This window comes from Reichenbachiella sp. (genome assembly GCF_039944555.1).
In the GTDB taxonomy this organism is placed as follows: domain Bacteria; phylum Bacteroidota; class Bacteroidia; order Cytophagales; family Cyclobacteriaceae; genus Reichenbachiella.
Genome location: NZ_JBDUYN010000007.1, coordinates 706190 through 727438, shown reverse-complemented (window position 1 = coordinate 727438; position 21249 = coordinate 706190). Strand labels below are relative to the sequence as shown.

Sequence of the window (21249 nt, the reverse complement as noted above, 5' to 3'; positions counted from 1 at the left end):
GTTAAGAAGATTGTCGGTAATATGACTGTCGCCTACCAGTTCATCCTTTCTTTTAGGTTCATAATGTGTGCCAAATGATGGTTACAATGCCAGGCATACAAGGCGATGTTTTCAAAGAGTTTAATTTGACGACCATTTTGAGGATGTGTAAATGATATTTTCATCTGATCTTCTGTCAGATTGGTTAGCACATTAGTCCATTTTAGGTGAAGAGCCGTAAGGAGCAGCAGCGAGGATTCTATGGCATCATTTTTAGCATCAGGAAGCTCTGCCCATGCTTGCTCGTTGTAGGCTTTGATTGTGGGCTGGTTTTCTGTCAACGTCCATTTGAACCTAATGTAGCTGTTCATATGGCTATCAGCGATGTGATGAACAACCTGGCGAATTGTCCAGCCATCCGGCCGGTAGGACGTATTGAGTTGATCATCCGAAAGGTACTTAACTGTTTCCCTTAGTACTTGTGGAAAGTGGCAGATCGTGTGTATATTATTCTCTGCTTCTGAGGAGGAGAAGGAGGTTGGGAACTTGAATTTCCCAATAGGATATCTGAGGTTTTCTAAATCTTCCGTACTCATTTTTATTTATAAAGTAAATACAGAAGAGCTAGAAGTGCCTTTTTTGACGTTGAGAAGAACTAATAGATTAGATTAGTTTATTGCAAGGTCTAAAACAAATTGGATAATTTCATTGCGATTGACATGTCTCCGTCCACTTTGATTTTTCCCATCATAAAAGCTCCCATGGCATTCATATCACCACTCATGAGCTTATTGAAATTCGATAAGCTTACTCTTACGGTACAGTCGGCGTAGTCATCATTATTGGTGACTACGGTAGGAGAGGTGGTGTCGTCCAGGAAGATGACGCCTTCATCAAATTGAAATTTTATTCTAGAACCGATGGCGCCACTTTTTTTTGCGGCCAGATCCTGGACTTTTGCTGTTGTTCCTTCAAGTGTCATATTAAATGTTGTTTGCTGCTATTAGTTGAATTTCGAATAATTTTGGCCACCATTTGCCTGTTACATAATACTTACCAGATTGTGAGTTGTAGGCGATTCCGTTAAGTACGTCAATTCTCCTTTCGTATTTGGAGTAATCGAAAATACCGGTTAAATCAAGGATGCCCTTTACTTTACCAGACAATGGGTCAACGATATAGATCATTTCTGTTTGCCAGCGAACGGCAAAAATATCTCCATTGACGTACTCAAGTTCATTAAGAAAATCGATAGGGCCATTTTTATCATAAACTTCAATCTGCCTGTATTCACTGAAACTTTCCGGTTCCATAAATCTCAAAACATTCGTACCATCACTCATAATTAATGTATCGGCGTTGGATGTCATACCCCAACCTTCTGTGGGGTAAGAAAATTGTCCAATTTGCTTAAGGGTACTTTTATTAAAGATGAATCCAGTTCCTTGTTTCCATGAAAGCATGTAAAGCTTATCCTCAATCACTCCAATTCCTTCTCCAAAGTATTGTGCGGAAATGTCGACTGATTTAATCACTTCTCCCGTACTCATGTTTACCTTTCTTATGCTGGACTCTCCTTTGTTTCCGGTGCTCTCATAAAGTTCATTGTTGTTAATTAAAAGACCTTCGGTAAAGGCATCCGGGTCATGAACAAAAGTGTTAGTGATTCTGTAAGTGTATCTGTTTGGTTCTATTTCTGAAAGCAGCGTAACGGAGTGCCTCTTTTTTTCAACAGTACCATTACTTAAGTGCACTGAAATCAGCAAACTCTTTTTTCCGGGAGTTTCTTTTTTAGTTTCCCATTGATTGGCATTGTTTGAAACTATCAGACCGTTGTGCGAAAGACGGATCGAATCAATTAACAAGGAGTTATCATCTAGTGAGACCTTAAATTCAATGGTGTCGCCAATGGTGTAATTTGAGCCGTTTCTAGGGCTTTCTATTTTAGAATGGCTTTTTATCCTGGGACTTTTAGAATTATTTTTTTTCTGATTCGAGGAATCACATCCGGTTAGGATAATTAACACAATGGAGTAAATAAATATCAGATATTTTGATGAAATCATACTAGGCATTCTTAAGCACGGCAATTATATGATGATTGCTTTGTTTACAAAAATGAAACATGCATTATTAATATATGTTGCCATTGGATTTGTTAAATTTAGCTTAACCTATTGATTAATTAATTTCTAAACTTATTGAATATGAAACGTATTTTAGTTCCCGTAGATTTTTCAGAGGAATCTATGAATGCAATAAATGCCGCACATTCTCTTGCCGTAGATACAGATTCGGATGTACTTCTTCTTCACATTGTTGAGGATCCGAATATAGAGACGATGAAAGTATCAGGAGAAACTCACTACGACCCAATGGATAATATTTACGTCAAGTTGCTACTGGATAAAACCAGAGAGAAGCTAGAGGCCATCGTCAATGATCCGAAAATGCGTGATTTGACTATCAATTATAAGATTGAAATTGGCAATCCGTTTACCTCGATTGCTGAGAATATTGCAAGCCATGACGCAAGTCTGATATTTATGGGTAGCAAGGGAGCAACAGGACTCCAAGAGGTATTGGTAGGGTCGGTAGCAGACAAAACAGTCAGGTATGCCACCTGTCCTGTAATAGTTGTCAAGGGTGCATGTGAAATAAAAAATGTAAAGGACATCGTCTATGCTACGGATTTAAACGAAGATCATGAACAAATAATGGACGACTTAAAAGAAATGCAAAGTCATTTTGGCGCCAAATTGCATGTATTAAAGGTATTTGATTCTATGTGGACTACAGTTCCCGAAGTAAAGAAAAGAGCTGATGAATTTGTTAATTTCTTTGGGCTTACTGATTGCACGGTCGCAGTCAAATTGTCAAGTGATATGGCAGGTACCATTATGGATTATGCTGCGGAAATTGATGCAGGAATGATTGCCATTGGTACCCACGATAGACATGGTCTGCTACATCTAATAGCCAGCCATGTTTCCAAAAATGTTGTAAATCACGCGCATCGTCCCATATGGACGAAGGCAATCAGATAAATCATTTTCTTGGAAAAGTGATTCTCATCAACTTCGGAATAGTAAGTCCTTGATAGAGTACAGAGCAAACGACTACGGTGTAAGTCATGGTGATAATCACTTCCTTTCCTTCAAATTCTGGAAGGGACAAGGAAAGTGCTATTGGGATTCCGCCTCTTAGTCCTCCCCAGGCCAATACATGAATTGTGTTTTTCTCAAAGCTACGATACGTGCTCATGGCAGCTATTGGAATGCTCACACTGACGTACCTAGCGAACAGCACGATGTTGAATGCGAAGAAACCAGCGGCAAAATAATCTAACTTCCATGGGATAATGAGCATTTCCAAACCAATGAGTACGAAAAGCATAGCATTTAGAGTTTCTTCGATTAGGTGCCAGAATTTGAAGACGTAATCGCCTGCAGCACTTGTTACATGACCACTCTTACCCTCATTACCAATGACAAGTCCCATAATTACAACGGCCTGTTTGGCAGATACATGTGCAAATTCTGCCAGTTGCGTCCCAGCCATGACAAGAGCCAAAGTCATCAATACCTCAACTTCGACTTCATCATTATCTATGTATTTCAATAGCCTGTAGCCTAGGTAGCCCAAAAACAGTCCAATAACTATTCCGCCAGTAATATCTGTTCCAAATACCCAGACAATATCCACAACGCCAAGGAAGTGATCTTCTCCAGCATGCGCCAAATCTAAAAGAGTCAGTGCAATGACAACAGCAAAGCCGTCGTTGAAAAGTGATTCACCTGCAATTCTAGTTTCCAGATTTTTGGACAAGCTATATTTCCTGATGGTTGCAGTGACAGCAATAGGGTCTGTAGGAGAAATCAGCGCCCCAAATACAAGACAATACATATATTCGAGTTCGATGCCGATCCATTCCAGTAAATAATAAACTGCGGATCCTATGACGAAGGTTGAGATAAGTACTCCAAGTAGTGCCAAAATGAGTACTGGAGTACGCTCTTCAGCCAACTTTTTGAAGTCGATCTGCAGTGCTCCGGCAAAGAGCATAAAGCTCAGAACAAGCTGATAAAGGACTTCATGATAGTCATAATCAGCCAGAATTCTTTCAGTACCTAATTTAAACTCAGGTATGATCTGCTCAATTACCAATAGCGCAAAAGAGAGCCCTAAGGCTAAAATAAGCAAGCCTACAGAAGAGGGGAGTTTAAGATAGTAAGTATTGACGTAGATAAAGATGCCCGCTAAGCATATGAATAGGGCTAAAATATCTAAAATGTGCATGTTGTTGTATTAAAATGTCCTGATTTAAAGTGGTGGTCTTTACTTTTCAATACAATATTAATACAAATCCAAATGTATTTTCACCGCTATATTAACTAAAAAAATATAAAAAATTCAATATTTCGTATTAAAAATAGAGCATTGAGTTACCTATCATATTTGAAAAATGCAAATGTGAAAGGTGAATAATTTAGCACTTATAGCTTTTGTTTGAATAATTTTATGTCAAAAGTAAGATCTAATTATTCCTCTCTGCTTATTATTATCAAATGGATTTGCGAACTAAGATATTGACAGCGTTTGATTCGTTAGAAAACATGCGCAACGAATTGGAAAAACGCTTGGAATTATGTGAGGTTGATTGGCTTGCAATTCCAGAGAGTGAAAGTAAGTGGTCGGTGAATCAGGTTTTGACTCATTTATCAGATGCGGAGTATGGAACACTACGATACATCAAAAAGAAAATGCAGGGTATAGACTCACTTGGCAAAAGTGATCTCTTATCACGGATTAGGTCAAAGCTCTTGCATTGGTTACTAAGGTCTCCATATAGGTATAGCATGCCTAAACAATTACCTCAGCCATCTAATGAATTAACATTAGACGAACTCAAAGCACGATTCAATAAAAATAGAATTGAATTTCAAAAGTTACTTCAGACGTTTCCTGAGGAATCATTAGATATACTAATATTCAAACATCCCTTTGCGGGTAGACTTTCTTTGCATCAGACGATTCTCTTTATGGAAGATCATTATCTCCACCATCTAAAACAAATAGATAGGGTACTGAAGTCGGTTGAGAATAGGGGTAATTCGTAGGTTTGGTTCAATCAATGATTGTGTTCTTTTTTAAGGATTGTCTTATACCTATAATAACAAACACCTAAAATCGCAATTGAGAAAAATAACAGAATAGAAACCATAGCTAGTAATTTTTATTTGTATTCAATCCTTAAGATACAGATTATCTCATCTTTATCAAAATTTCTGGGAACCTCTTTGGACTTGTTATTTCTTAGATTGGATAGAATGAATACATTTGTGAAGTGAAGAACAATCTATGGTTCTTTTATAATCTACTTAACTATAAGCCATTTTCCCATGTCAATACAGTCAATAACCAACTCGCTTCTTGCCATTTCTTTTGTAATTATGTGCGCCTGCAGTTCAGAAAAAGAGGAACAAAAAGCATTATTTGATGAAGTAATGTTGTTGCATGACGAAGTAATGCCAAAGATGGGAAGCTTAAGGGCGTTGGCCGGTCAGCTTTCACAAAATGCAGATTCGCTGGCCCTGGATACGTTGTCAGACAATGGAACTCAAGTTAATGAAATGAGAGAATTGTCTAAAAAACTTAAGGATGCCAATGAAGGAATGATGGAATGGATGCGTCAGTTTGAACAAGCTGAAGAAGGGACTCCGCACGGAGAGGTTATACAATACCTAACAGAGCAGCGGCGACAAATTCAGAAGGTAAAAGAGGATATGATCAATTCAGAGGCGGAGGCAAAAAAATATTTATCAGAAGGTAACTAGTTGCAGTCCTTAAGTGCTTCTTCCACTTCTTGAATAGTCACCATCCCATATTCATTGCCCCAAGAATTGCTGATATAAGTCATGAGTTCAGCGATTTCCAATGGAGTTAATCGAGGGTTACTGGGCATTGTCCTATCATAATTTATTCCATTTATTTGAATGGGGCCTTCCAGTCCATGTTTGACTATACAGATAGCTGTTTGTTTCTTGATCTTTAGGAAATCAGTGGTAAGTGGAGGAATAAGCTTGCCCAATCCTGAACCATCGTTTTGATGGCAGTTCAGGCAGCGAGAAAAGTATAGCTGCTCTCCTTGAAACAAGTATTGATTGTATTTAATGGCTTCTTGTCCTGTGTATTGGTTTTTGTCCTGTTTGCAGCTCACAAGTAGACAACTCAAGCTTAAGATTGAAACAACCCGTATGATGATCATTTCTTGTTCGTCAATTCTTGCAGCAAAACATTAATATCCGAAAGGAGAATATCTACCTGCTCTTCTATTGTACCGTCATACACTCCTCGTATTCTTCTTTGATCATCAACCAATAAAAATGCTCCACTATGGATGTATCCTCCCGGAGCTTCAGAATCCTCTCCAGCAGTAACCATGTAGCTTTTTTCGCCTAGGTTGTAGATGGCGTCTTCATCGCCAGTTACAAAGTGCCATTTCGAACTTTTAACCCCCAATGCTTGGGCATATTCATGCAAGACTTGAACATTGTCATGTTTCGGGTCAATAGAATGAGAAAGGATTGCAACGTGCTGATTGTCCTCGAACTTTTCATAAATTCTCAGCATTTGTTTTTTCATTTTGGGGCAAATAGTAGGGCAGGAGGTGAAGAAAAAGTCTGATACATAAATTTGACCTTTGAATGTGTCATTGGTAATCAACACGCTATCCTGGTTGTAAAAGGCAAAATCAGCAATCATATGATCCAAAGTATCGATCACCATTCTGCCTTCGACTTCTTTCTCGACAATTTTTTTCCTTCCCATGACAGGAAGTTCATTCTTGCCATATGGTTGATTGCATGATATGGAAAAAAAAAAGAGGCAAACAACCGTGTAGGCTTGAATTGTAGTTTTAATCATTTCTAAATTTTTTATAAATCTTAATACCGAGCATCAAAAGAATACCAATTAGGATAAGTCCACCTACTCCCCAAACCCAACTGAGCGCACTTTTCAGAACTACTATAAACACAATGGCAAAAAGAAATAGTGTTGCCACCTCGTTCCAAATTCGAAGTTGAGTCGAGTTGTATCTAAAGGTCCCATTCTTCATCTGCAAATGTAATTGGTGACAAAGTAGATGATATAGAAAAAGGCCTACAACAAACATCAGTTTTAGATGAAACCACGCTTGAGTCCAGAAGCTACTTTCAATTGCCAACCAGGTTCCCACGATCATTGTTGTGATTGCTGACGGCCATGAAATAATATTCCATAGCCTTCTTTGCATGAGCAATAATTGCTCAAGAAGAACTGATCTGTCGGGTTCGCTTTTATGCTGGGCTTCGGTAGTGTATATAAACAGCCTAACCATATAGAATAACCCCGCGAACCAGGTGACTACAAAAATGATATGAATGGACTTCAGATATAAGTAAGTCATTGCCTTAGATATGCGGCAAATATAAATGCGCTATCCATAATCTCAACACCTTGTCAGGATTTATGAAAATTTCTCCCATACAAAGCAGTAGTGGTAATTGGCAACTTGGGTGTTAATGTTATTAGTTGGTCAAAATAATAATACCTCGAGGATATGAAGAACAATGGATCAGATATACTTTTAGAATACGGAGAGAGAATTCTTTCTTCCAGTCAAATCACTTACCGAAAGGATGATTATGTTTTTAAGGTAAACGAACCTTCAGATTTGATATACTTTATAGAGAAGGGAAGTGTGAAATTGGCCAAAGAAGACGAATCCGGAGATGAGGTGGTGAAATCAATTCTGAGCGAAGGAAGCATATTTGGAGAAATGGCTTTGGTCGAGGAGCAGAGGAGAACAGAATATGCCCGCGTGCTTTCTAATGATACGATGTTGAGGGTAATGGTAGTTCGAGAATTGCTGGATGCCGCAAAGACAAATCATTCCTTGTTTTCTCGTGTTCTTAGCCTGATGGGAAGAAGGATAGAAAAGCTTGATAAGCGTATTGAGTCTATTACATCCAAAGATTCTCGCACAAGGATAATAGAGTTTCTCAAAGAACTGGCGGCTGAAAGTGGTCAAAAAGTAGGCTTTGAAACCTTGATTCAGAATAATTTCACACACAAGGATATTGCAAACCTGACAGGCACGTCGAGACAAACCGTAACAACAACCTTGAATCAACTCAAGGAGAAGAATATCATAAACTTCGATAGAAGAAGAATATTAATCAGAGATGTGGATTTGCTGGTTTAGCAAACCTATTTCTTTTTAGTCTTCGTAGCTTTTTTAGTGGTTGTTTTTTTCTTCTTGGCAGGTGCGTTCTTCTCAATTATCGCTTGCACTTCATCTAAGCTTAATTCAGCTGCATCGACTGTTTTAGGAAGTTCGATTTTTACTCTTCCTTTTTTAATAACTGACCTTCCCCATCGCGCTTTTTCTACTACAATACCTTCATCTTCCCAGTTGTGGATGACTTTGTCAATTTCTTTTTGAATTTTTTCCTTTATGAGTTCAACTATGTCACCTTCCGTAAGGTGATCAAAGTCATATCTTTTGTTTACATTAATGAACATGTTGTTCCACTTAATAAAAGGTCCAAATCGCCCAACGCCTTTTTGAACCGGAAGCTCTTCATAAAAAGCAACAGGAGCATCTGCTTCTTGCTTTGCTTTTATCAATTCAATTGCACGATCCAAACTTAAAGTCATAGGATCTTCGTCTTTTCCTATAGAGATAAATTTATCGTCATGTTTGATATAAGGACCAAATCTTCCGATCGCTATACTAATAACCTTATCCTCGTATTCGCCAACATCACGTGGCAATTTGAATAATTCAAGCGCATCTTCTAAAGTGATGTTGTCCAAAAACTGACCCTTTCTAAGACTTGCGTATTTTGGTTTTTCGGCCTCTTCATCCTCACTGGTTTCACCCATTTGCACCATAGCACCAAATTTTCCCATTCGGGCAATGATGGGTTTTCCTGTTGCTGGATCATCGCCCAACTCACGTACTTTACCAATCTCAGATCTCTCTACTTGCTCTGTTGTTTCTACAGTCTTATGAAATCCTCCATAAAAGGATTCGATCATGGTATTCCATGTTTTTTGACCATGCGCTATTTCGTCAAACTCCTTTTCTACATTAGCCGTAAAGGAGTAGTCAATCACATTTGGAAAATAGTCTACAAGAAAATCGTTGACGATCATGGCGATGTTAGTAGGGAAAAGTTTGTTTTTTTCCGCACCGGTAATTTCTGTCATGCTATGGGTAGTCACCTGATCATTTTTGAGAATGATCTCAGCATATTTTCTTTCATGTCCGTCACGTGCTTCTTTTACGACATATTCTCTTTTTTGTATGGTTGAAATTGTCGGTGCATATGTAGAAGGCCTTCCAATCCCCATTTCTTCAAGCTTTTTCACCAGACTGGCTTCTGTATACCTGGCGGCGTGTCGACTGAAGCCTTCCCTGGCTTTCATTTCGCCAAGAGCTAATGCCTGACCAATTTCAATTGGGGGTAGCATACCTTTGCTTTCAGATTCTCCGTTTTCATCGTCTGTAGATTCTGTGTAGACCTTTAAGAATCCTTCAAACTTCACCACTTCACCAGTTGCTACCAGATTTTCTTTTCTTGTCGAGATGCCAATGGAAGCTACGGTTTTTTCAATTTCAGCTTCAGCCATTTGTGAGGCTATGGCGCGTTTCCAGATTAATTCATAAAGACGTACTTCGCTGTCGTCATTTCCCGCTGTTCTATGAGAGAAATTGGTCGGACGGATAGCCTCATGTGCTTCTTGGGCTGAGGCGTTCTTGGTTTTATACTTCCTTGTTTTTACGAAATTGTCACCATAGCTGCTGCTAATTTCATTTTTTGCGGCGGTTATTGCCTCGTCAGAAAGATTCAAGGAGTCGGTCCTCATATAAGAAATCTTTCCAGCTTCATATAATTTTTGTGCCACGCTCATAGTTCGGGCTACTGAAAACCCCAACTTCCTACTTGCTTCTTGTTGCAGAGTTGAAGTGGTGAATGGAGGAGCTGGAGATTTTTTGCCAGGTTTCTTCTCTAGATTCCGAATGTCATATGAAGCTCCAACACAATCTTTGATAAATGATTCTGCCTCTTCTTTAGTTTTAAACTTCGAAGGTAGTTCAGCGTTAAGTACTTTCCCTTTTTCCAAAGAAAACTCAGCCGTTATTTTGAAAGAAGAAACAGCTGTATGTCCGTCTATTTCCCTTTCTCTGTCAACAACTAATCGTACGGCCACGGATTGTACACGGCCGGCAGAAAGACCGGTTTTTATTTTTTTCCAAAGAATGGGGGAAAGTTCAAATCCCACTAATCGATCCAAAACTCTCCTTGCCTGTTGGGCATTGACTAAGTCTACATTTAAGGTACGTGGATTATTGATTGCCTTACTAATGGCATTTTTTGTGATTTCGTGGAATACAATCCTTTTTGTTTTGGATTTGTCCAATTTTAATGCTTCCTGTAAATGCCAGGAAATGGCTTCTCCTTCACGGTCATCATCACTTGCTAGGTAGATGGTCTCGGCGCCTTTAGCTAATTTCTTTAAATCTCGTATGACATCTTTTTTATCCTTTGAGATTTCATACGTCGGTTGGAACCCATTTTCTATGTCGATCGCATTGTTGCCTTTTTGCAAATCCCGTACATGACCGTAGCTAGATGCCACTTTGTAGTCCTTACCCAAATACCCCTCGATCGTTTTTGCCTTGGCGGGCGACTCTACAATAACCAAATTCTTAGACATAGAATTCTAAATTAATTCGTGAAAACGCCAAAGATGACTAAAAAAAATTGATTTTAGCAAATACGAAATTTAGATTTCTAAATAAATTGCTCAATTGTAAGAGGTATTACATCACATGAACAAAGAACTTTATCTTGTAAGGCACGCTGAAGCTGATTCAACAAATTTTGATATCAAGGATGTCGAAAGGCCACTAACTTCAGATGGTGAGATCGATGCGTCCAAATTGGGGAAGACAATGGCAGAATTGCTGGGAACGCCAGATTTGATCTTGTCGAGCACAGCTGTCAGAACGAGAACAACTACCGCATTGATCACAGAGCAAGTGGGTTATGACCCCGTGAATATTGATTTTCTGGATGATCTTTATGAGTCATCCACGCGAATCTTGCTTCGAGTGATTAATGAACTTGAAGAAAAAAATAATATCGTCGTCATTGTAGCCCATAATCCGGCAATAACCTATCTGGCAGAATATGTGAGCGGTGCCGTCATAGGCAACGTGTCGCCTGCTGGCTTGGTCCACCTAAAATTTAGTGGGGCATGGGCTGAAATCTCTCAGAATAACATGGACCTGGTAAAATACCACAAACCAATTCGTCCTGTTCAGAATAAATAATTATGTCCATAGCGTCGAATTATGATCCTAATGCCGTCGGCGTAAAAGGCTCCATATTCGGATTGCCTTTTGATGAGGAAGAGTCTAAGGTAGTAATACTACCGGTGCCTTGGGATGCGACTGTATCTTACTCTGCAGGTACCGCTGATGGTCCTCAAGCCATTTTGGATGCGAGTGCTCAGTTAGATTTAGAAGTAGTTGGAAAAAAAGCTCCCTGGAAGCGCGGCATTTGGATGGCTCCGATTGATCAGGGACTTCGAGCCAAAAGCAATCACCTAAGAAAGGATGTTGAATCTTATATTGAGAAGCTCGAACAGGGTAAAGAACATCCGGACAGTAACCAGATCATTGATCAGGTAAATGCCAGTACCAGTGAATTAAAAAACCGTATAGAGGCGCTAGTACAGTCTTATATAAAGATCGGTAAAACGATTGGTTTATTGGGCGGTGATCATAGCTGTCCGCTGGGCTATTTAGAAGCATTGGCACAACGGCATGATGATTTTGGTATATTGCAAATTGATGCACATATGGATCTGCGAGAGGCATATGAAGGGTTTGAACATTCCCATGCTTCAATCATGTATAATGCCCTTAAAATCTCTTCGATCTCCAAACTAATTCAGGTAGGTATCAGGGATTTCAGTGAGGCGGAGGTTGTTTTTGCCAGTACCGATGAGCGCATTGAAGTGTTTTATGATCAGGATTTAAAACAGCAACAATATATGGGGATACCCTGGAAGACATTATGTGATCAAATGATTTCAGCACTTCCACAAAAAGTATATATCAGCTTTGACATCGACGGGCTTAATCCTCATCTCTGCCCTGGCACAGGTACGCCGGTTCCAGGAGGTTTGGAATACAACGAAGCCATTTATTTAATCAATCAAATAAAGGACTCAGGCAGGCAAATTATTGGATTCGATCTTTGTGAAGTAGCACCTCAGACCAATGACAAAGAGTGGAATGCAAATGTAGGTGCAAGAGTTTTGTACGCACTTTGTGGTGTTGTTTAATTCTTAAAAACCTGTACCGGAGCCGTTTCAGAGATGAGATATTTTTTTTGATTACTGGTTAACTCACAAAGACTTCTTGTCCTTCGGACTTCTATCTTACGATACACTTTTTTGTTGAATAGGAACTTGCCGCCGGCTTCTACTTCTTTTAGTAATAGACCACTTTTGTTTTCGTCATGATTGCGCAAGGCAACAAACAGAGATTTATCTGATGTGCTTGTTGCCTTGGGATTTTTCATGTGTTGAGCCAATGGACTAAGCACATCCATGGGGAAAATGTCTTCTCTCAACATTGGCAACATCAATTTCTTAAATTCCAATTTCCATTCTTGTCCATGTGGTGACACATTTCGTTTATGTTTTTCAAAAGTAAAGAGGTGAGCGACTTCATGAATATATGTCACCAGAAAGGCAAATCGATTCAAATCATGATTCACTGATATCGTATGTGATTTTGTTGCAGGATCATACCGGTAGTCTCCATATTTAGATTGCCTCTTACGAGTAATTCTAAAATTAAATCCCAACTCACTCCACAGCGAGTAGCAATAATCCACTGCCTTTTCCGGAAGATGATTTTCAAATAATCGACGATGATTAGCCTTCGACAATCTTATTTCTGTCTAAAGTAAATTTTGATTGGGACACCGCGGAAATCAAAATGAGAACGCAATTTGTTAGTCAAAAAACGTTCGTAGGGCTCTTTGATGTATTGTGGCAAGTTGCAGAAGAAAGCAAAAGATGGCGTTCGTGTGGGCAGCTGGGTTACATATTTAATTTTGATATGCTTGCCTTTGAGTGCTGGAGGTGGATAGTGTTCAATCTCAGCAAGGATAGCATCGTTGAGCTCAGAGGTAGTGATCCTTCTGCTTCTATTCTCAAAGACTTCAATAGCCATTTCAATCGCTTGAAAAATTCTTTGTTTTTGTGTGACCGATGTGAAAATGATTGGTATGTAAGAAAGTGGGTTGCCTAGTTTCTCCAGAATCTCTTTTCTGAATTTATCAACAGTCTTGTTGTCTTTGTTTTCGATCAAGTCCCATTTGTTAACCATGATCATGATCCCCTTCTTGTACTTGTCCGCCAGGGCAATAATGCTCATGTCTTGAGCTTCGAAACCTCGTTCGGCATCGACCATTATCATACAGACATCGCTGTCCTGCAAGGATTGGATAGCTCGAAGCACAGAATAAAATTCAATGTCCTCTTTTACTTTAGCCTTTTTTCTGATTCCAGCCGTGTCTGTCAAAATGAAATCTTTCCCAAATAGCTTATATCTCGTATGTATTGCGTCTCTGGTGGTTCCGGCAATGTCGGTTACAATCGATCGATCCGTACCCAATAACACATTGAGAAAGGAAGACTTGCCTGCATTAGGTCTTCCCAAAATCGAAATTCTAGGAATGCCTTCTTCTGGATTCTCCAAATCACTATCCTCAAAATGTTCAACCACAGCATCCAATAAATCTCCGGTGCCTGAGCCGCTCGTTGACGCGATGACATGTATATCGCTTTCAAGTCCTAGTCCATAAAATTCGGCTGACATCAATGTTAAGTCCGGATTGTCAGCTTTGTTGGCAACGACAAACACAGGCTTCTTTAACTCGCGGAGTATGTTAGCAAAATCTTTATCCATATCCGTCAGGCCATCATGACAATCTACCATAAACAATATGACACTTGCCTCGTCCAAAGCAAGCTTTACCTGATCCCGAATAGCTTCCTCAAAGATGTCATCAGATCCCATCACATATCCACCAGTATCAATTACCGTGAAGTACTTCCCATTCCATTGGCCAAATCCATAATGGCGGTCACGGGTCACGCCGCTTTCGTCATCCATGATCGCTTTTTTTCTTTCCACTAATCGATTGAAAAGTGTTGATTTTCCTACATTAGGACGGCCTGTAATTGCTAATATATTCGACAAAGCGATTTGATTTTTTTGAAGGGGCAAATTTAGACATTATAAGCAACAAGAGGTAAGATTAAAGTTCAAAGTTGAGTACTCAAAATTCAAAATATCAAAGGTCCGTATAGTCAGTCTAAATTTTCATTTTATTGTCCTGATGCTTCCTATCCCCATTTCTCTTTCTAACAATTTTTATCGATTGAGTTAATATTTTAAAATAGCTGTTGATAATTCAACAGAACTCGATTTGAAAAGCCAAAGTCTTTATAGATTTGTCCTCTCGCAATTGTGAAAATTTATGTCAGAAGAAGAGGCAAAAAACGAAATAGCATCGCTCAGCAAGCAGATTAATCATCATAATCAGAGATATTATCAGGACAGTGTTTCTGAGATATCTGATTACGATTTTGATCAGCTATTGGAGCGCCTTATTCAAATTGAAAGTGATTTTCCAGGCCTAAAAAAGTCAGATTCTCCATCTCAACGTGTAGGAGGTGCAATTACAAAGAATTTTGAAACCGTTGTGCATAAATATCCCATGCTTTCTTTGGCCAATACCTATTCAGCCGAAGATCTGAGGGACTTTGATGGACGCGTATGTAAAGGTCTTGAAGACCAAAGTTATGCTTATTTCTGTGAGCTGAAATTTGATGGTGTGGCTATCAGCCTGACATACGACAATGGTCAACTGACACGTGCAGTAACCAGAGGTGATGGAACTAAAGGTGACAACATCACGGCAAACGCAAAAACTATCCGTTCCATACCTTTAAGTTTGAATGATAAGGATTGTCCAGAGAGTTTTGAGGTTCGTGGAGAGGTGTATATGCCCGATGCGGTTTTTGAAGATTTAAATAAACAAAAAATAGCTGATGGGGAAGAACCGCTTGCAAATCCGAGAAACACGGCCTCGGGGACACTAAAAATGCAGGATTCAAGTGTAGTAGCTTCTAGAAAACTAGATTGTTATTTATATAGCCTGATGACGAATCAGAATTTGGTCACCACTCATTCCGATGCTATTGCCGCACTAGAACGATGGGGGTTTAATGTTTCTCCGACTTATCAAAAGTGCAAGAATATTGATGAGGTTCTGAGTTATATAGAAGAGTGGGAAGAAAAAAGAAAAGAACTGTCTGTTGAGACAGATGGCATTGTTATCAAAGTAGATAGCCTCAAGCAGCAAAACGATTTGGGTTTTACAGCGAAAAGTCCTCGTTGGGCGATTGCTTATAAATACAAAGCTGAAAGTGCGGCTACCAGGTTAAACGGTGTGACCTATCAGGTCGGCCGTACGGGAGCAGTTACACCCGTAGCAGAGTTAGAACCTGTTTTGCTAGCTGGCACTACTGTGAAACGTGCATCGTTACACAATGCAAATGAGATTGAAAGACTTGGTGTCCGTATTGGAGACTTGGTACAGGTTGAAAAAGGAGGAGAGATAATTCCTAAAATCACTGGTGTTGAAATTGAATCACGGCCAGCAGACTCTTTGGCATTTCAATACATAGACAAGTGTCCGGAATGTGAAACCACCTTGGTGCGCTTCGAAGGAGAGGCCAATCATTACTGTCCAAACGTGGATGGATGCCCACCTCAGATCAAAGGAAGAATTGAGCACTTTATTCACCGTAAGGCGTTAGATATTGACTCGATGGGGGAGCAGACCATAAAAGTACTGCATGAAAAAGGGTTGCTTAATAATATTTCAGACTTATATGAATTGAGATATGAGGATATTATTGGTATTGAAGGCTTCCAGGACTTGAGTGTTCGAAATCTACTCAAAGGTATTGAAGCATCTAAACAGGCACCTTTTGAGCAGGTACTTTTTGGTATGGGTATTCGGTTTGTAGGTAAAACTGTAGCTGAAAAGTTGGCGATTCACTTCAAAAATATGGATTCGCTTATGACTGCGGATTTCGAATCGCTAATTGCAGTACCAGAGATCGGAGATCGAATTGCTGAGAGTCTTATACTATACTTTTCTAAAGCTGAAAACCAAGAATTGGTAGGCAAGCTTAAATCTGCTGGACTCAACTTTGAAGTAGATGAAAGTAAATACCAGACCAGTAGCGATGCCCTAGCAGGGAAAACATTTGTAATCTCTGGAGTGTTCGAAAAATACGGGCGAGATGAGTTGAAAAATATTATCAAAGACCATGGCGGTAAAGTTGTGAGTTCAATTTCAGCCAAACTTGATTATTTGGTTGCAGGAGATAAAATGGGACCAGCAAAATTGGAAAAGGCCGAAAAACTAAACCTTAATATCATTTCCGAATCACAATTTGAAGAAATGATTAAATGACCCAAGATGATAGGTAAATTTTTAGTGAAAATAAAAACGGCGCTTGCGCTAAAACGCAATGATGCTATACGTGTGTCTGATGCCTATAAAGAAGCCAAAAAAATTGGGCTACTTTATAGCTTGGATGATGGAAGATCTAGTGAAATGCTTGAAAATTTGATTAGCAAGTTTGAGTCAGATCGAAAGGTTGTTAGCACAATGACATTTGTTCCAGTGGCAGCCAAGCTAGAAAATCCAGGTTATGCCTATTTCAATGAAAAGGATTTAAATACAAAAGGTAATTGGTCAAAAGATACTGTTGAGCAGTTTAGGAAAGAACCGTTTGACTTTCTGGTGAGCCTCGACTGGAACCAAAACAAATACACCCAAAATATATTGGCAGGATCAAAGGCCAAATGCCGAGTAGGTAGATACGAAGAAGGAAAAAGTCAATATTTTGAATTGATGATTAGCCCAAGTGATGATAAGTATGAATCGTATTTAGGTGAGGTCTATCACTATTTAACAAATGTAAGAAATGGATAAATTTAAAGGGACAGGAGTGGCTTTGGTTACACCGTTTAACAATGATTTAAGTGTAGATTATGGATCACTTGAGGAGTTGATAAACCACGTAAGTGATGGTGGAATAGATTTCTTGGTGGTCATGGGTACAACAGCAGAATCTCCAACGCTATCAGGTGAAGAAAAATTGGAAATACTTCGGTTTGTGAAGTCAAAAAACAAAAAGAATTTGCCAGTTGTTTATGGATTAGGAGGTAATGATACACGAGGCCTGGTAGCCAAATTCAAAAGCTTTGAAGATGAAGTTGATGCTTTTTTAGTGGTTTGTCCTTATTACAACAAACCCTCTCAGCGTGGGTTGCAGTTGCACTATGAGGCCATAGCGGACGCTGCATCCAAACCAATCATTCTGTATAATGTGCCAAAGAGAACGGCATGCAATATGAATGCAAAGACTGTTGTCGCTCTTGCACAGCATCCAAATATCATCGGTATTAAAGAGGCCTCTGGGAATACGGTTATTCAGGCGGAAGAAATTGCTCGGAAAATGCCAGATGATTTTCTATTAACCTCAGGAGACGATGATTTGATCCTTCCCTTCATTAAGTGTGGTGGACACGGTGTAATTTCAGTGATTGCGAACGCATTACCAAATCAGACTTCTGACTTGGTTAACTCCGCTTTAAAGGGAGATTATACTCAGGCAAAAATAATAGCCAACGATATGGAAGAAATGCTAGGGTTGATATTTTCTGAAGGCAATCCGACCGGAATAAAGGCCTTACTGCAGCAAATCGGAATCGGAAATGGAAAGCTGAGGTTACCCTTGGTGGAGGCAACCAGGGAGCTGGGAAGTAGCATTCATGAGGAGTACAAATTATTGAGCACAAAAAAAGGAGTGATATAATCACTCCTTCTTGTGTCTTTTGGTAATCAGTGGATTAACCTTTGTTCTTGATATCTTGAACCTCGATTCTGATTTCTTGAGCAAGGTTTTTCAAGTCTTGCATTCCTTTTCTTACTCTAGTACCAGCAGCCTGGTTTTTTTTGTCGTAGAACTTTTCGAAATCTCCCTCTAAAGAAGCGATTAGGTCTCTTACTTCATTAAATCTTTTCATATTACTTTACTATTTAAGGTTATTGAATATTAAACAAGAGTTGGCAATTTATATTAAAAAACCATAAATCAATGCCGTAGGCCATGTTTTTTAATATTTTTTTATGCTATGCCAATTGTGCAATTTCTGCATCTCTATATACACCTGCATCAAGTTTTTGTTTGATGACTTCGAATACCTCAATGGTTTCTTTTACATCTTTCAAAGAATGAGCAGCTGTTGGAATGATTCGCAGCATAATAACGTCCTTAGGCACAACAGGATACACAATCATAGAACAGAAAATGCTATAGTTGTTTCTGAGGTCGGTAATCAGATTGGCAGCTTCTTTCCATCCACCATTTAGCAACACAGGAGTTACCGGTGATTGTGTTTTGCCAATATTAAATCCTTTGTCTTTCAGTCCTTGCTGAATAGCATTGACAATGGTCCAAAGGTTTTCTTTTAACTCAGGTCGGGTCTTTAGAAGTTCTAATCTTTTCAATCCTCCAATCACCAATGGCATTGGGAGTGACTTGGCAAAAATTTGCGATCTGACATTATATTTTAAATACTCGATCACGTTTTTGTCACCTGCCACGAAAGCGCCAATACTTGCCATTGATTTGGCGAAAGTAGAGAAGTAAAGATCGATCTGATCTTGAACACCCTGCTCTTCACCAGTTCCAGCGCCAGTTTCTCCCATGGTACCAAAACCATGAGCATCATCCACTAGCACCCTAAAGTCATATTTTTCTTTAAATGCGACAACTCCTTTTAAGTTGCCCATGCTGCCAGACATGCCAAACACACCTTCAGTGATTACAAGCACACCTCCACCATTTTCTTTGGCCAACTTATCAGCACGAATCAATTGCTTTTCAAAGCTGTCCATATCATTGTGCTGGAAAACAAATCTTTTACCAACATGTAGTCTAAGGCCGTCAATGATAGAAGCATGAGACTCCGCGTCATAAACCACAACATCCTTTCTGCCTACAACAGCATCGATGATAGACATAATACCTTGGTAGCCGTAATTGAGGAGCATGCAAGATTCTTTCATTACGAAATCACCCAACTCCTTTTCGAGCTTTTCATGATATTCTGTATTACCAGTCATCATTCTTGCTCCCATTGGGTAGGCTAGTCCCCAATCTTCGGTGGCCTTTGTATCAGCTTCCCTTACCTCTGGCATATTGCCTAATCCCAGATAGTTATTTAAACTCCACGTTAAGACCTCTTTGCCTCTAAATTTCATTCGAGGAGCTATAGGTCCTTCCAACTTAGGGAACATGTAGAAGTTAGTGTTATCCATGTCGGAGTGCTGACCTAGAGGACCTCTATCCTCATTAAATTTTTCAAATAAATCCATTAATTTGCTCTGATTTAATGCAACAATGCTGTTTTTAAAACGAGTGCAAAGTTAACATTTCTGCTAACATATACGCAATATTATTTGATATTCCAGATAGCAATTTCTTTGCCATATTTTGATCTATATTCGCTACCAGATAGAAATTTCGAACAATATTTTAACCCAATGAAGAATATTAAGAAGGTACTTATTGCCAATCGTGGCGAGATTGCTATTCGTGTCATTCGCTCTGCCAAAGAGATGGGAATAGCCACAGTGGCTGTTTTTAGTGAAGTTGATCGTTTAGCTCCACACGTCAAGCTTGCCGATGAAGCTGTATGTATAGGCCCCGCCGCATCAGCAGAATCTTATCTGTTGATGGACAATATTATTAAGGTTTGCAAAGACCTTAAGGTAGATGCAGTGCATCCGGGCTATGGTTTTCTTTCTGAAAATGCAGTTTTCGCAAGACGGTTACAAAATGCAAAGATCATTTTGATCGGACCGTCTCCGGAATCCATGGAGGTGATGGGGGACAAGCTTGCCGCCAAGAAGGCAGTTGCGACCTATAATATTCCAATGGTGCCGGGAATAAATGAAGCCATTGAAGACATTGACGTCGCTAGAAAAGTAGCTGAAGAAATTGGCTATCCTGTGTTGATTAAAGCAAGCGCAGGTGGTGGTGGTAAGGGTATGAGAGTAGTTGAAAGCCCTGAGGGTCTAGAGGAAGGAATGACCAGAGCAATTAGCGAAGCGAAGTCTGCGTTTGGTGATGGTTCTGTTTTTATTGAAAAATTCATCGGATCTCCGCGGCATATAGAAGTACAGGTCTTGGGCGACGAGCATGGTACTATTCTTCACTTATTTGAACGAGAATGTAGCATACAGCGACGTCATCAAAAGGTAATAGAAGAAGCACCATCTTCTATATTTAATGAAGAAAAAAGAAAGGCCATTGGAGAAACGGCCATTAATGTGGCCAGGGCGTGCAACTACGTAGGAGCTGGTACAGTGGAGTTTATTGTTGACGAAAATCATGATTTTTTCTTTCTGGAAATGAATACCAGGTTGCAAGTAGAACATTGTGTAACAGAAGAAATCACTGGTATTGATTTGGTCAAGGAGCAAATCAAAATTGCTCAGGGCGAAAAAATAGGTTTCAGCCAAGAAGATTTGAAGATCAATGGCCATGCCCTCGAAGTACGAATTTATGCGGAAAATCCAAAGAATAATTTCCTTCCTGATATTGGTAAACTAATCACCTATAAAAGACCTCAAGGGCCTGGTATTCGTGTAGATGATGGTTATGAAGAAGGAATGGAAATTCCAATCTATTACGATCCAATGATTGGTAAATTAATTACAAAAGGGAGTAACAGAAAAGAGGCCATTTCCCGAATGACAAGAGCTATCGACGAGTTTCAGATTAATGGTATCGAAACCACATTGTCTTTTTGCCGATTTGCTATCAATCATAAAGCTTTTATCAGCGGCAACTTCGATACCAAATTTGTTGAAAATCATTTCAAACCGGAATTGTTGGATGCAGGAACAATAGAAGAGGAGAAAATTGCCGCAGTTTTGGCGGTTCTGGCTCTGGACGAAACAAAATCAGCCAAGATCAGTTCCAACAAGAGTTCCAAGCAATGGAAAGCTAGAAATAGCTATAGATAACAACACCTAA

General features: G+C 39.4%; 22 protein-coding genes. 10 read left to right on the top strand and 12 right to left on the bottom strand.

Annotated features, from left to right (window positions below; all coding sequences use genetic code 11):
- Positions 1 to 32 precede the first annotated feature (32 nt).
- The 3 genes from ABJD64_RS11635 to ABJD64_RS11625 form a co-directional block, all read right to left on the bottom strand.
- A complete protein-coding gene (locus ABJD64_RS11635; RefSeq protein WP_348178912.1) occupies positions 33 to 575 on the bottom strand; it encodes a YfiT family bacillithiol transferase in 543 nt (180 codons plus the stop codon).
- An 89-nt stretch (positions 576 to 664) separates the two neighbouring features.
- On the bottom strand, positions 665 to 961 hold the full coding sequence (locus tag ABJD64_RS11630) for an SCP2 sterol-binding domain-containing protein (RefSeq protein ID WP_348178910.1): 297 nt from the start codon (positions 959 to 961) through the stop codon (positions 665 to 667).
- A gap of 1 nt (position 962) precedes the next feature.
- Positions 963 to 2045: a glutaminyl-peptide cyclotransferase gene (locus ABJD64_RS11625; protein WP_348178908.1), complete on the bottom strand. Its 1083-nt coding sequence runs from the start codon at positions 2043 to 2045 to the stop codon at positions 963 to 965.
- Positions 2046 to 2186: 141 nt separating this feature from the next.
- On the opposite strand from ABJD64_RS11625, the gene ABJD64_RS11620 reads away from it, so the two are divergent.
- Complete coding sequence (locus ABJD64_RS11620) at positions 2187 to 3026, top strand: universal stress protein (RefSeq protein WP_348178906.1); 840 nt, start codon at positions 2187 to 2189, stop codon at positions 3024 to 3026.
- A gap of 1 nt (position 3027) precedes the next feature.
- Here ABJD64_RS11620 and ABJD64_RS11615 read toward each other — a convergent pair whose 3' ends face one another.
- The gene (locus ABJD64_RS11615) at positions 3028 to 4278 is read right to left on the bottom strand and encodes a sodium:proton antiporter (protein WP_348178904.1); all 1251 of its coding nucleotides are present in this window, start codon (positions 4276 to 4278) and stop codon (positions 3028 to 3030) included.
- Positions 4279 to 4547: 269 nt separating this feature from the next.
- Here ABJD64_RS11615 and ABJD64_RS11610 point away from each other — a divergent pair, with 269 nt between their 5' ends.
- Positions 4548 to 5099, top strand: a complete 552-nt coding sequence (locus tag ABJD64_RS11610; RefSeq protein ID WP_348178902.1) for a DinB family protein — start codon at positions 4548 to 4550, stop codon at positions 5097 to 5099.
- A 282-nt stretch (positions 5100 to 5381) separates the two neighbouring features.
- Positions 5382 to 5816: a hypothetical protein gene (locus tag ABJD64_RS11605; protein ID WP_348178900.1), complete on the top strand. Its 435-nt coding sequence runs from the start codon at positions 5382 to 5384 to the stop codon at positions 5814 to 5816.
- Here ABJD64_RS11605 and ABJD64_RS11600 read toward each other — a convergent pair.
- Genes ABJD64_RS11600 through ABJD64_RS11590 form a run of 3 tightly spaced genes read right to left on the bottom strand, consistent with a single transcriptional unit; the run spans position 5813 to position 7429 of the window.
- The gene (locus tag ABJD64_RS11600; protein ID WP_348178898.1) at positions 5813 to 6199 is read right to left on the bottom strand and encodes a cytochrome c; all 387 of its coding nucleotides are present in this window, start codon (positions 6197 to 6199) and stop codon (positions 5813 to 5815) included. The genes ABJD64_RS11605 and ABJD64_RS11600 overlap by 4 nt on opposite strands.
- Before the next feature lie 44 nt (positions 6200 to 6243).
- Positions 6244 to 6906 (bottom strand): SCO family protein, encoded by a 663-nt coding sequence (locus tag ABJD64_RS11595; protein ID WP_348178896.1) that lies wholly within the window; start codon positions 6904 to 6906, stop codon positions 6244 to 6246.
- The gene (locus ABJD64_RS11590; RefSeq protein ID WP_348178894.1) at positions 6899 to 7429 is read right to left on the bottom strand and encodes a CopD family protein; all 531 of its coding nucleotides are present in this window, start codon (positions 7427 to 7429) and stop codon (positions 6899 to 6901) included. Before ABJD64_RS11590 ends, ABJD64_RS11595 begins: the two co-directional genes overlap by 8 nt.
- A 153-nt stretch (positions 7430 to 7582) precedes the next feature.
- Between ABJD64_RS11590 and ABJD64_RS11585 the strand changes: the two genes are divergently transcribed.
- The gene (locus tag ABJD64_RS11585; protein WP_348178892.1) at positions 7583 to 8227 is read left to right on the top strand and encodes a Crp/Fnr family transcriptional regulator; all 645 of its coding nucleotides are present in this window, start codon (positions 7583 to 7585) and stop codon (positions 8225 to 8227) included.
- Positions 8228 to 8232: 5 nt separating this feature from the next.
- Here the strand turns inward: ABJD64_RS11585 and topA are convergent, their stop codons facing one another.
- A complete protein-coding gene (gene topA / locus ABJD64_RS11580; protein WP_348178890.1) occupies positions 8233 to 10749 on the bottom strand; it encodes a type I DNA topoisomerase in 2517 nt (838 codons plus the stop codon).
- A 115-nt stretch (positions 10750 to 10864) separates the two neighbouring features.
- On the opposite strand from topA, the gene ABJD64_RS11575 reads away from it, so the two are divergent.
- Both ABJD64_RS11575 and ABJD64_RS11570 read left to right on the top strand, forming a co-directional pair.
- Entirely contained in the window at positions 10865 to 11368 is a 504-nt protein-coding gene (locus ABJD64_RS11575; RefSeq protein WP_348178888.1) for a histidine phosphatase family protein, read from the top strand.
- A gap of 2 nt (positions 11369 to 11370) precedes the next feature.
- Positions 11371 to 12387: an agmatinase family protein gene (locus ABJD64_RS11570; RefSeq protein WP_348178886.1), complete on the top strand. Its 1017-nt coding sequence runs from the start codon at positions 11371 to 11373 to the stop codon at positions 12385 to 12387.
- On the opposite strand, the gene ABJD64_RS11565 is transcribed toward ABJD64_RS11570, so the two are convergent.
- Together ABJD64_RS11565 and der are read right to left on the bottom strand one after the other, a co-directional pair.
- Entirely contained in the window at positions 12384 to 12998 is a 615-nt protein-coding gene (locus ABJD64_RS11565; protein ID WP_348178884.1) for a SprT-like domain-containing protein, read from the bottom strand. The genes ABJD64_RS11570 and ABJD64_RS11565 overlap by 4 nt on opposite strands.
- A 2-nt stretch (positions 12999 to 13000) precedes the next feature.
- A complete protein-coding gene (gene der, locus ABJD64_RS11560) occupies positions 13001 to 14317 on the bottom strand; it encodes a ribosome biogenesis GTPase Der (RefSeq protein WP_348178882.1) in 1317 nt (438 codons plus the stop codon).
- A 280-nt stretch (positions 14318 to 14597) separates the two neighbouring features.
- On the opposite strand from der, the gene ligA reads away from it, so the two are divergent.
- Genes ligA through dapA form a run of 3 tightly spaced genes read left to right on the top strand, consistent with a single transcriptional unit; the run spans position 14598 to position 18018 of the window.
- Positions 14598 to 16607 carry an NAD-dependent DNA ligase LigA gene (gene ligA / locus ABJD64_RS11555; RefSeq protein ID WP_348178880.1) on the top strand — a complete coding sequence of 670 codons (2010 nt, stop codon included), beginning with the start codon at positions 14598 to 14600 and terminating at the stop codon, positions 16605 to 16607.
- Between the two features lie 6 nt (positions 16608 to 16613).
- Positions 16614 to 17132, top strand: a complete 519-nt coding sequence (locus ABJD64_RS11550) for a hypothetical protein (protein ID WP_348178878.1) — start codon at positions 16614 to 16616, stop codon at positions 17130 to 17132.
- Positions 17125 to 18018 carry a 4-hydroxy-tetrahydrodipicolinate synthase gene (gene dapA / locus ABJD64_RS11545; protein ID WP_348178876.1) on the top strand — a complete coding sequence of 298 codons (894 nt, stop codon included), beginning with the start codon at positions 17125 to 17127 and terminating at the stop codon, positions 18016 to 18018. The genes ABJD64_RS11550 and dapA overlap by 8 nt, the downstream gene beginning before the upstream one ends.
- Positions 18019 to 18052: 34 nt before the next feature.
- On the opposite strand, the gene ABJD64_RS11540 is transcribed toward dapA, so the two are convergent.
- Positions 18053 to 18229: a histone H1 gene (locus tag ABJD64_RS11540; RefSeq protein WP_348178874.1), complete on the bottom strand. Its 177-nt coding sequence runs from the start codon at positions 18227 to 18229 to the stop codon at positions 18053 to 18055.
- A gap of 106 nt (positions 18230 to 18335) precedes the next feature.
- On the bottom strand, positions 18336 to 19583 hold the full coding sequence (locus tag ABJD64_RS11535; RefSeq protein ID WP_348178872.1) for an aminotransferase class I/II-fold pyridoxal phosphate-dependent enzyme: 1248 nt from the start codon (positions 19581 to 19583) through the stop codon (positions 18336 to 18338).
- A 168-nt stretch (positions 19584 to 19751) separates the two neighbouring features.
- On the opposite strand from ABJD64_RS11535, the gene ABJD64_RS11530 reads away from it, so the two are divergent.
- Positions 19752 to 21239: an acetyl-CoA carboxylase biotin carboxylase subunit gene (locus ABJD64_RS11530; protein WP_348178870.1), complete on the top strand. Its 1488-nt coding sequence runs from the start codon at positions 19752 to 19754 to the stop codon at positions 21237 to 21239.
- Positions 21240 to 21249 lie beyond the last annotated feature (10 nt).

Excerpts from the sequence above, each read along its gene's own strand:
- ABJD64_RS11535 (WP_348178872.1), bottom strand. The coding sequence starts at position 19,583 with ATGGATTTATTTGAAAAATTTAATGAGGATAGAGGTCCTCTAGGTCAG.
- ABJD64_RS11540 (WP_348178874.1), bottom strand. The coding sequence starts at position 18,229 with ATGAAAAGATTTAATGAAGTAAGAGACCTAATCGCTTCTTTAGAGGGA.
- ABJD64_RS11615 (WP_348178904.1), bottom strand. The coding sequence starts at position 4,278 with ATGCACATTTTAGATATTTTAGCCCTATTCATATGCTTAGCGGGCATC.
- ABJD64_RS11630 (WP_348178910.1), bottom strand. The coding sequence starts at position 961 with ATGACACTTGAAGGAACAACAGCAAAAGTCCAGGATCTGGCCGCAAAA.
- ABJD64_RS11595 (WP_348178896.1), bottom strand. The coding sequence starts at position 6,906 with ATGATTAAAACTACAATTCAAGCCTACACGGTTGTTTGCCTCTTTTTT.
- ABJD64_RS11585 (WP_348178892.1), top strand. The coding sequence starts at position 7,583 with ATGAAGAACAATGGATCAGATATACTTTTAGAATACGGAGAGAGAATT.
- ABJD64_RS11570 (WP_348178886.1), top strand. The coding sequence starts at position 11,371 with ATGTCCATAGCGTCGAATTATGATCCTAATGCCGTCGGCGTAAAAGGC.
- ABJD64_RS11550 (WP_348178878.1), top strand. The coding sequence starts at position 16,614 with ATGATAGGTAAATTTTTAGTGAAAATAAAAACGGCGCTTGCGCTAAAA.
- ABJD64_RS11575 (WP_348178888.1), top strand. The coding sequence starts at position 10,865 with ATGAACAAAGAACTTTATCTTGTAAGGCACGCTGAAGCTGATTCAACA.
- topA (WP_348178890.1), bottom strand. The coding sequence starts at position 10,749 with ATGTCTAAGAATTTGGTTATTGTAGAGTCGCCCGCCAAGGCAAAAACG.
- ABJD64_RS11605 (WP_348178900.1), top strand. The coding sequence starts at position 5,382 with ATGTCAATACAGTCAATAACCAACTCGCTTCTTGCCATTTCTTTTGTA.
- ABJD64_RS11625 (WP_348178908.1), bottom strand. The coding sequence starts at position 2,045 with ATGATTTCATCAAAATATCTGATATTTATTTACTCCATTGTGTTAATT.
- ABJD64_RS11530 (WP_348178870.1), top strand. The coding sequence starts at position 19,752 with ATGAAGAATATTAAGAAGGTACTTATTGCCAATCGTGGCGAGATTGCT.
- ABJD64_RS11635 (WP_348178912.1), bottom strand. The coding sequence starts at position 575 with ATGAGTACGGAAGATTTAGAAAACCTCAGATATCCTATTGGGAAATTC.
- dapA (WP_348178876.1), top strand. The coding sequence starts at position 17,125 with ATGGATAAATTTAAAGGGACAGGAGTGGCTTTGGTTACACCGTTTAAC.
- ligA (WP_348178880.1), top strand. The coding sequence starts at position 14,598 with ATGTCAGAAGAAGAGGCAAAAAACGAAATAGCATCGCTCAGCAAGCAG.
- ABJD64_RS11610 (WP_348178902.1), top strand. The coding sequence starts at position 4,548 with ATGGATTTGCGAACTAAGATATTGACAGCGTTTGATTCGTTAGAAAAC.
- ABJD64_RS11620 (WP_348178906.1), top strand. The coding sequence starts at position 2,187 with ATGAAACGTATTTTAGTTCCCGTAGATTTTTCAGAGGAATCTATGAAT.
- ABJD64_RS11590 (WP_348178894.1), bottom strand. The coding sequence starts at position 7,429 with ATGACTTACTTATATCTGAAGTCCATTCATATCATTTTTGTAGTCACC.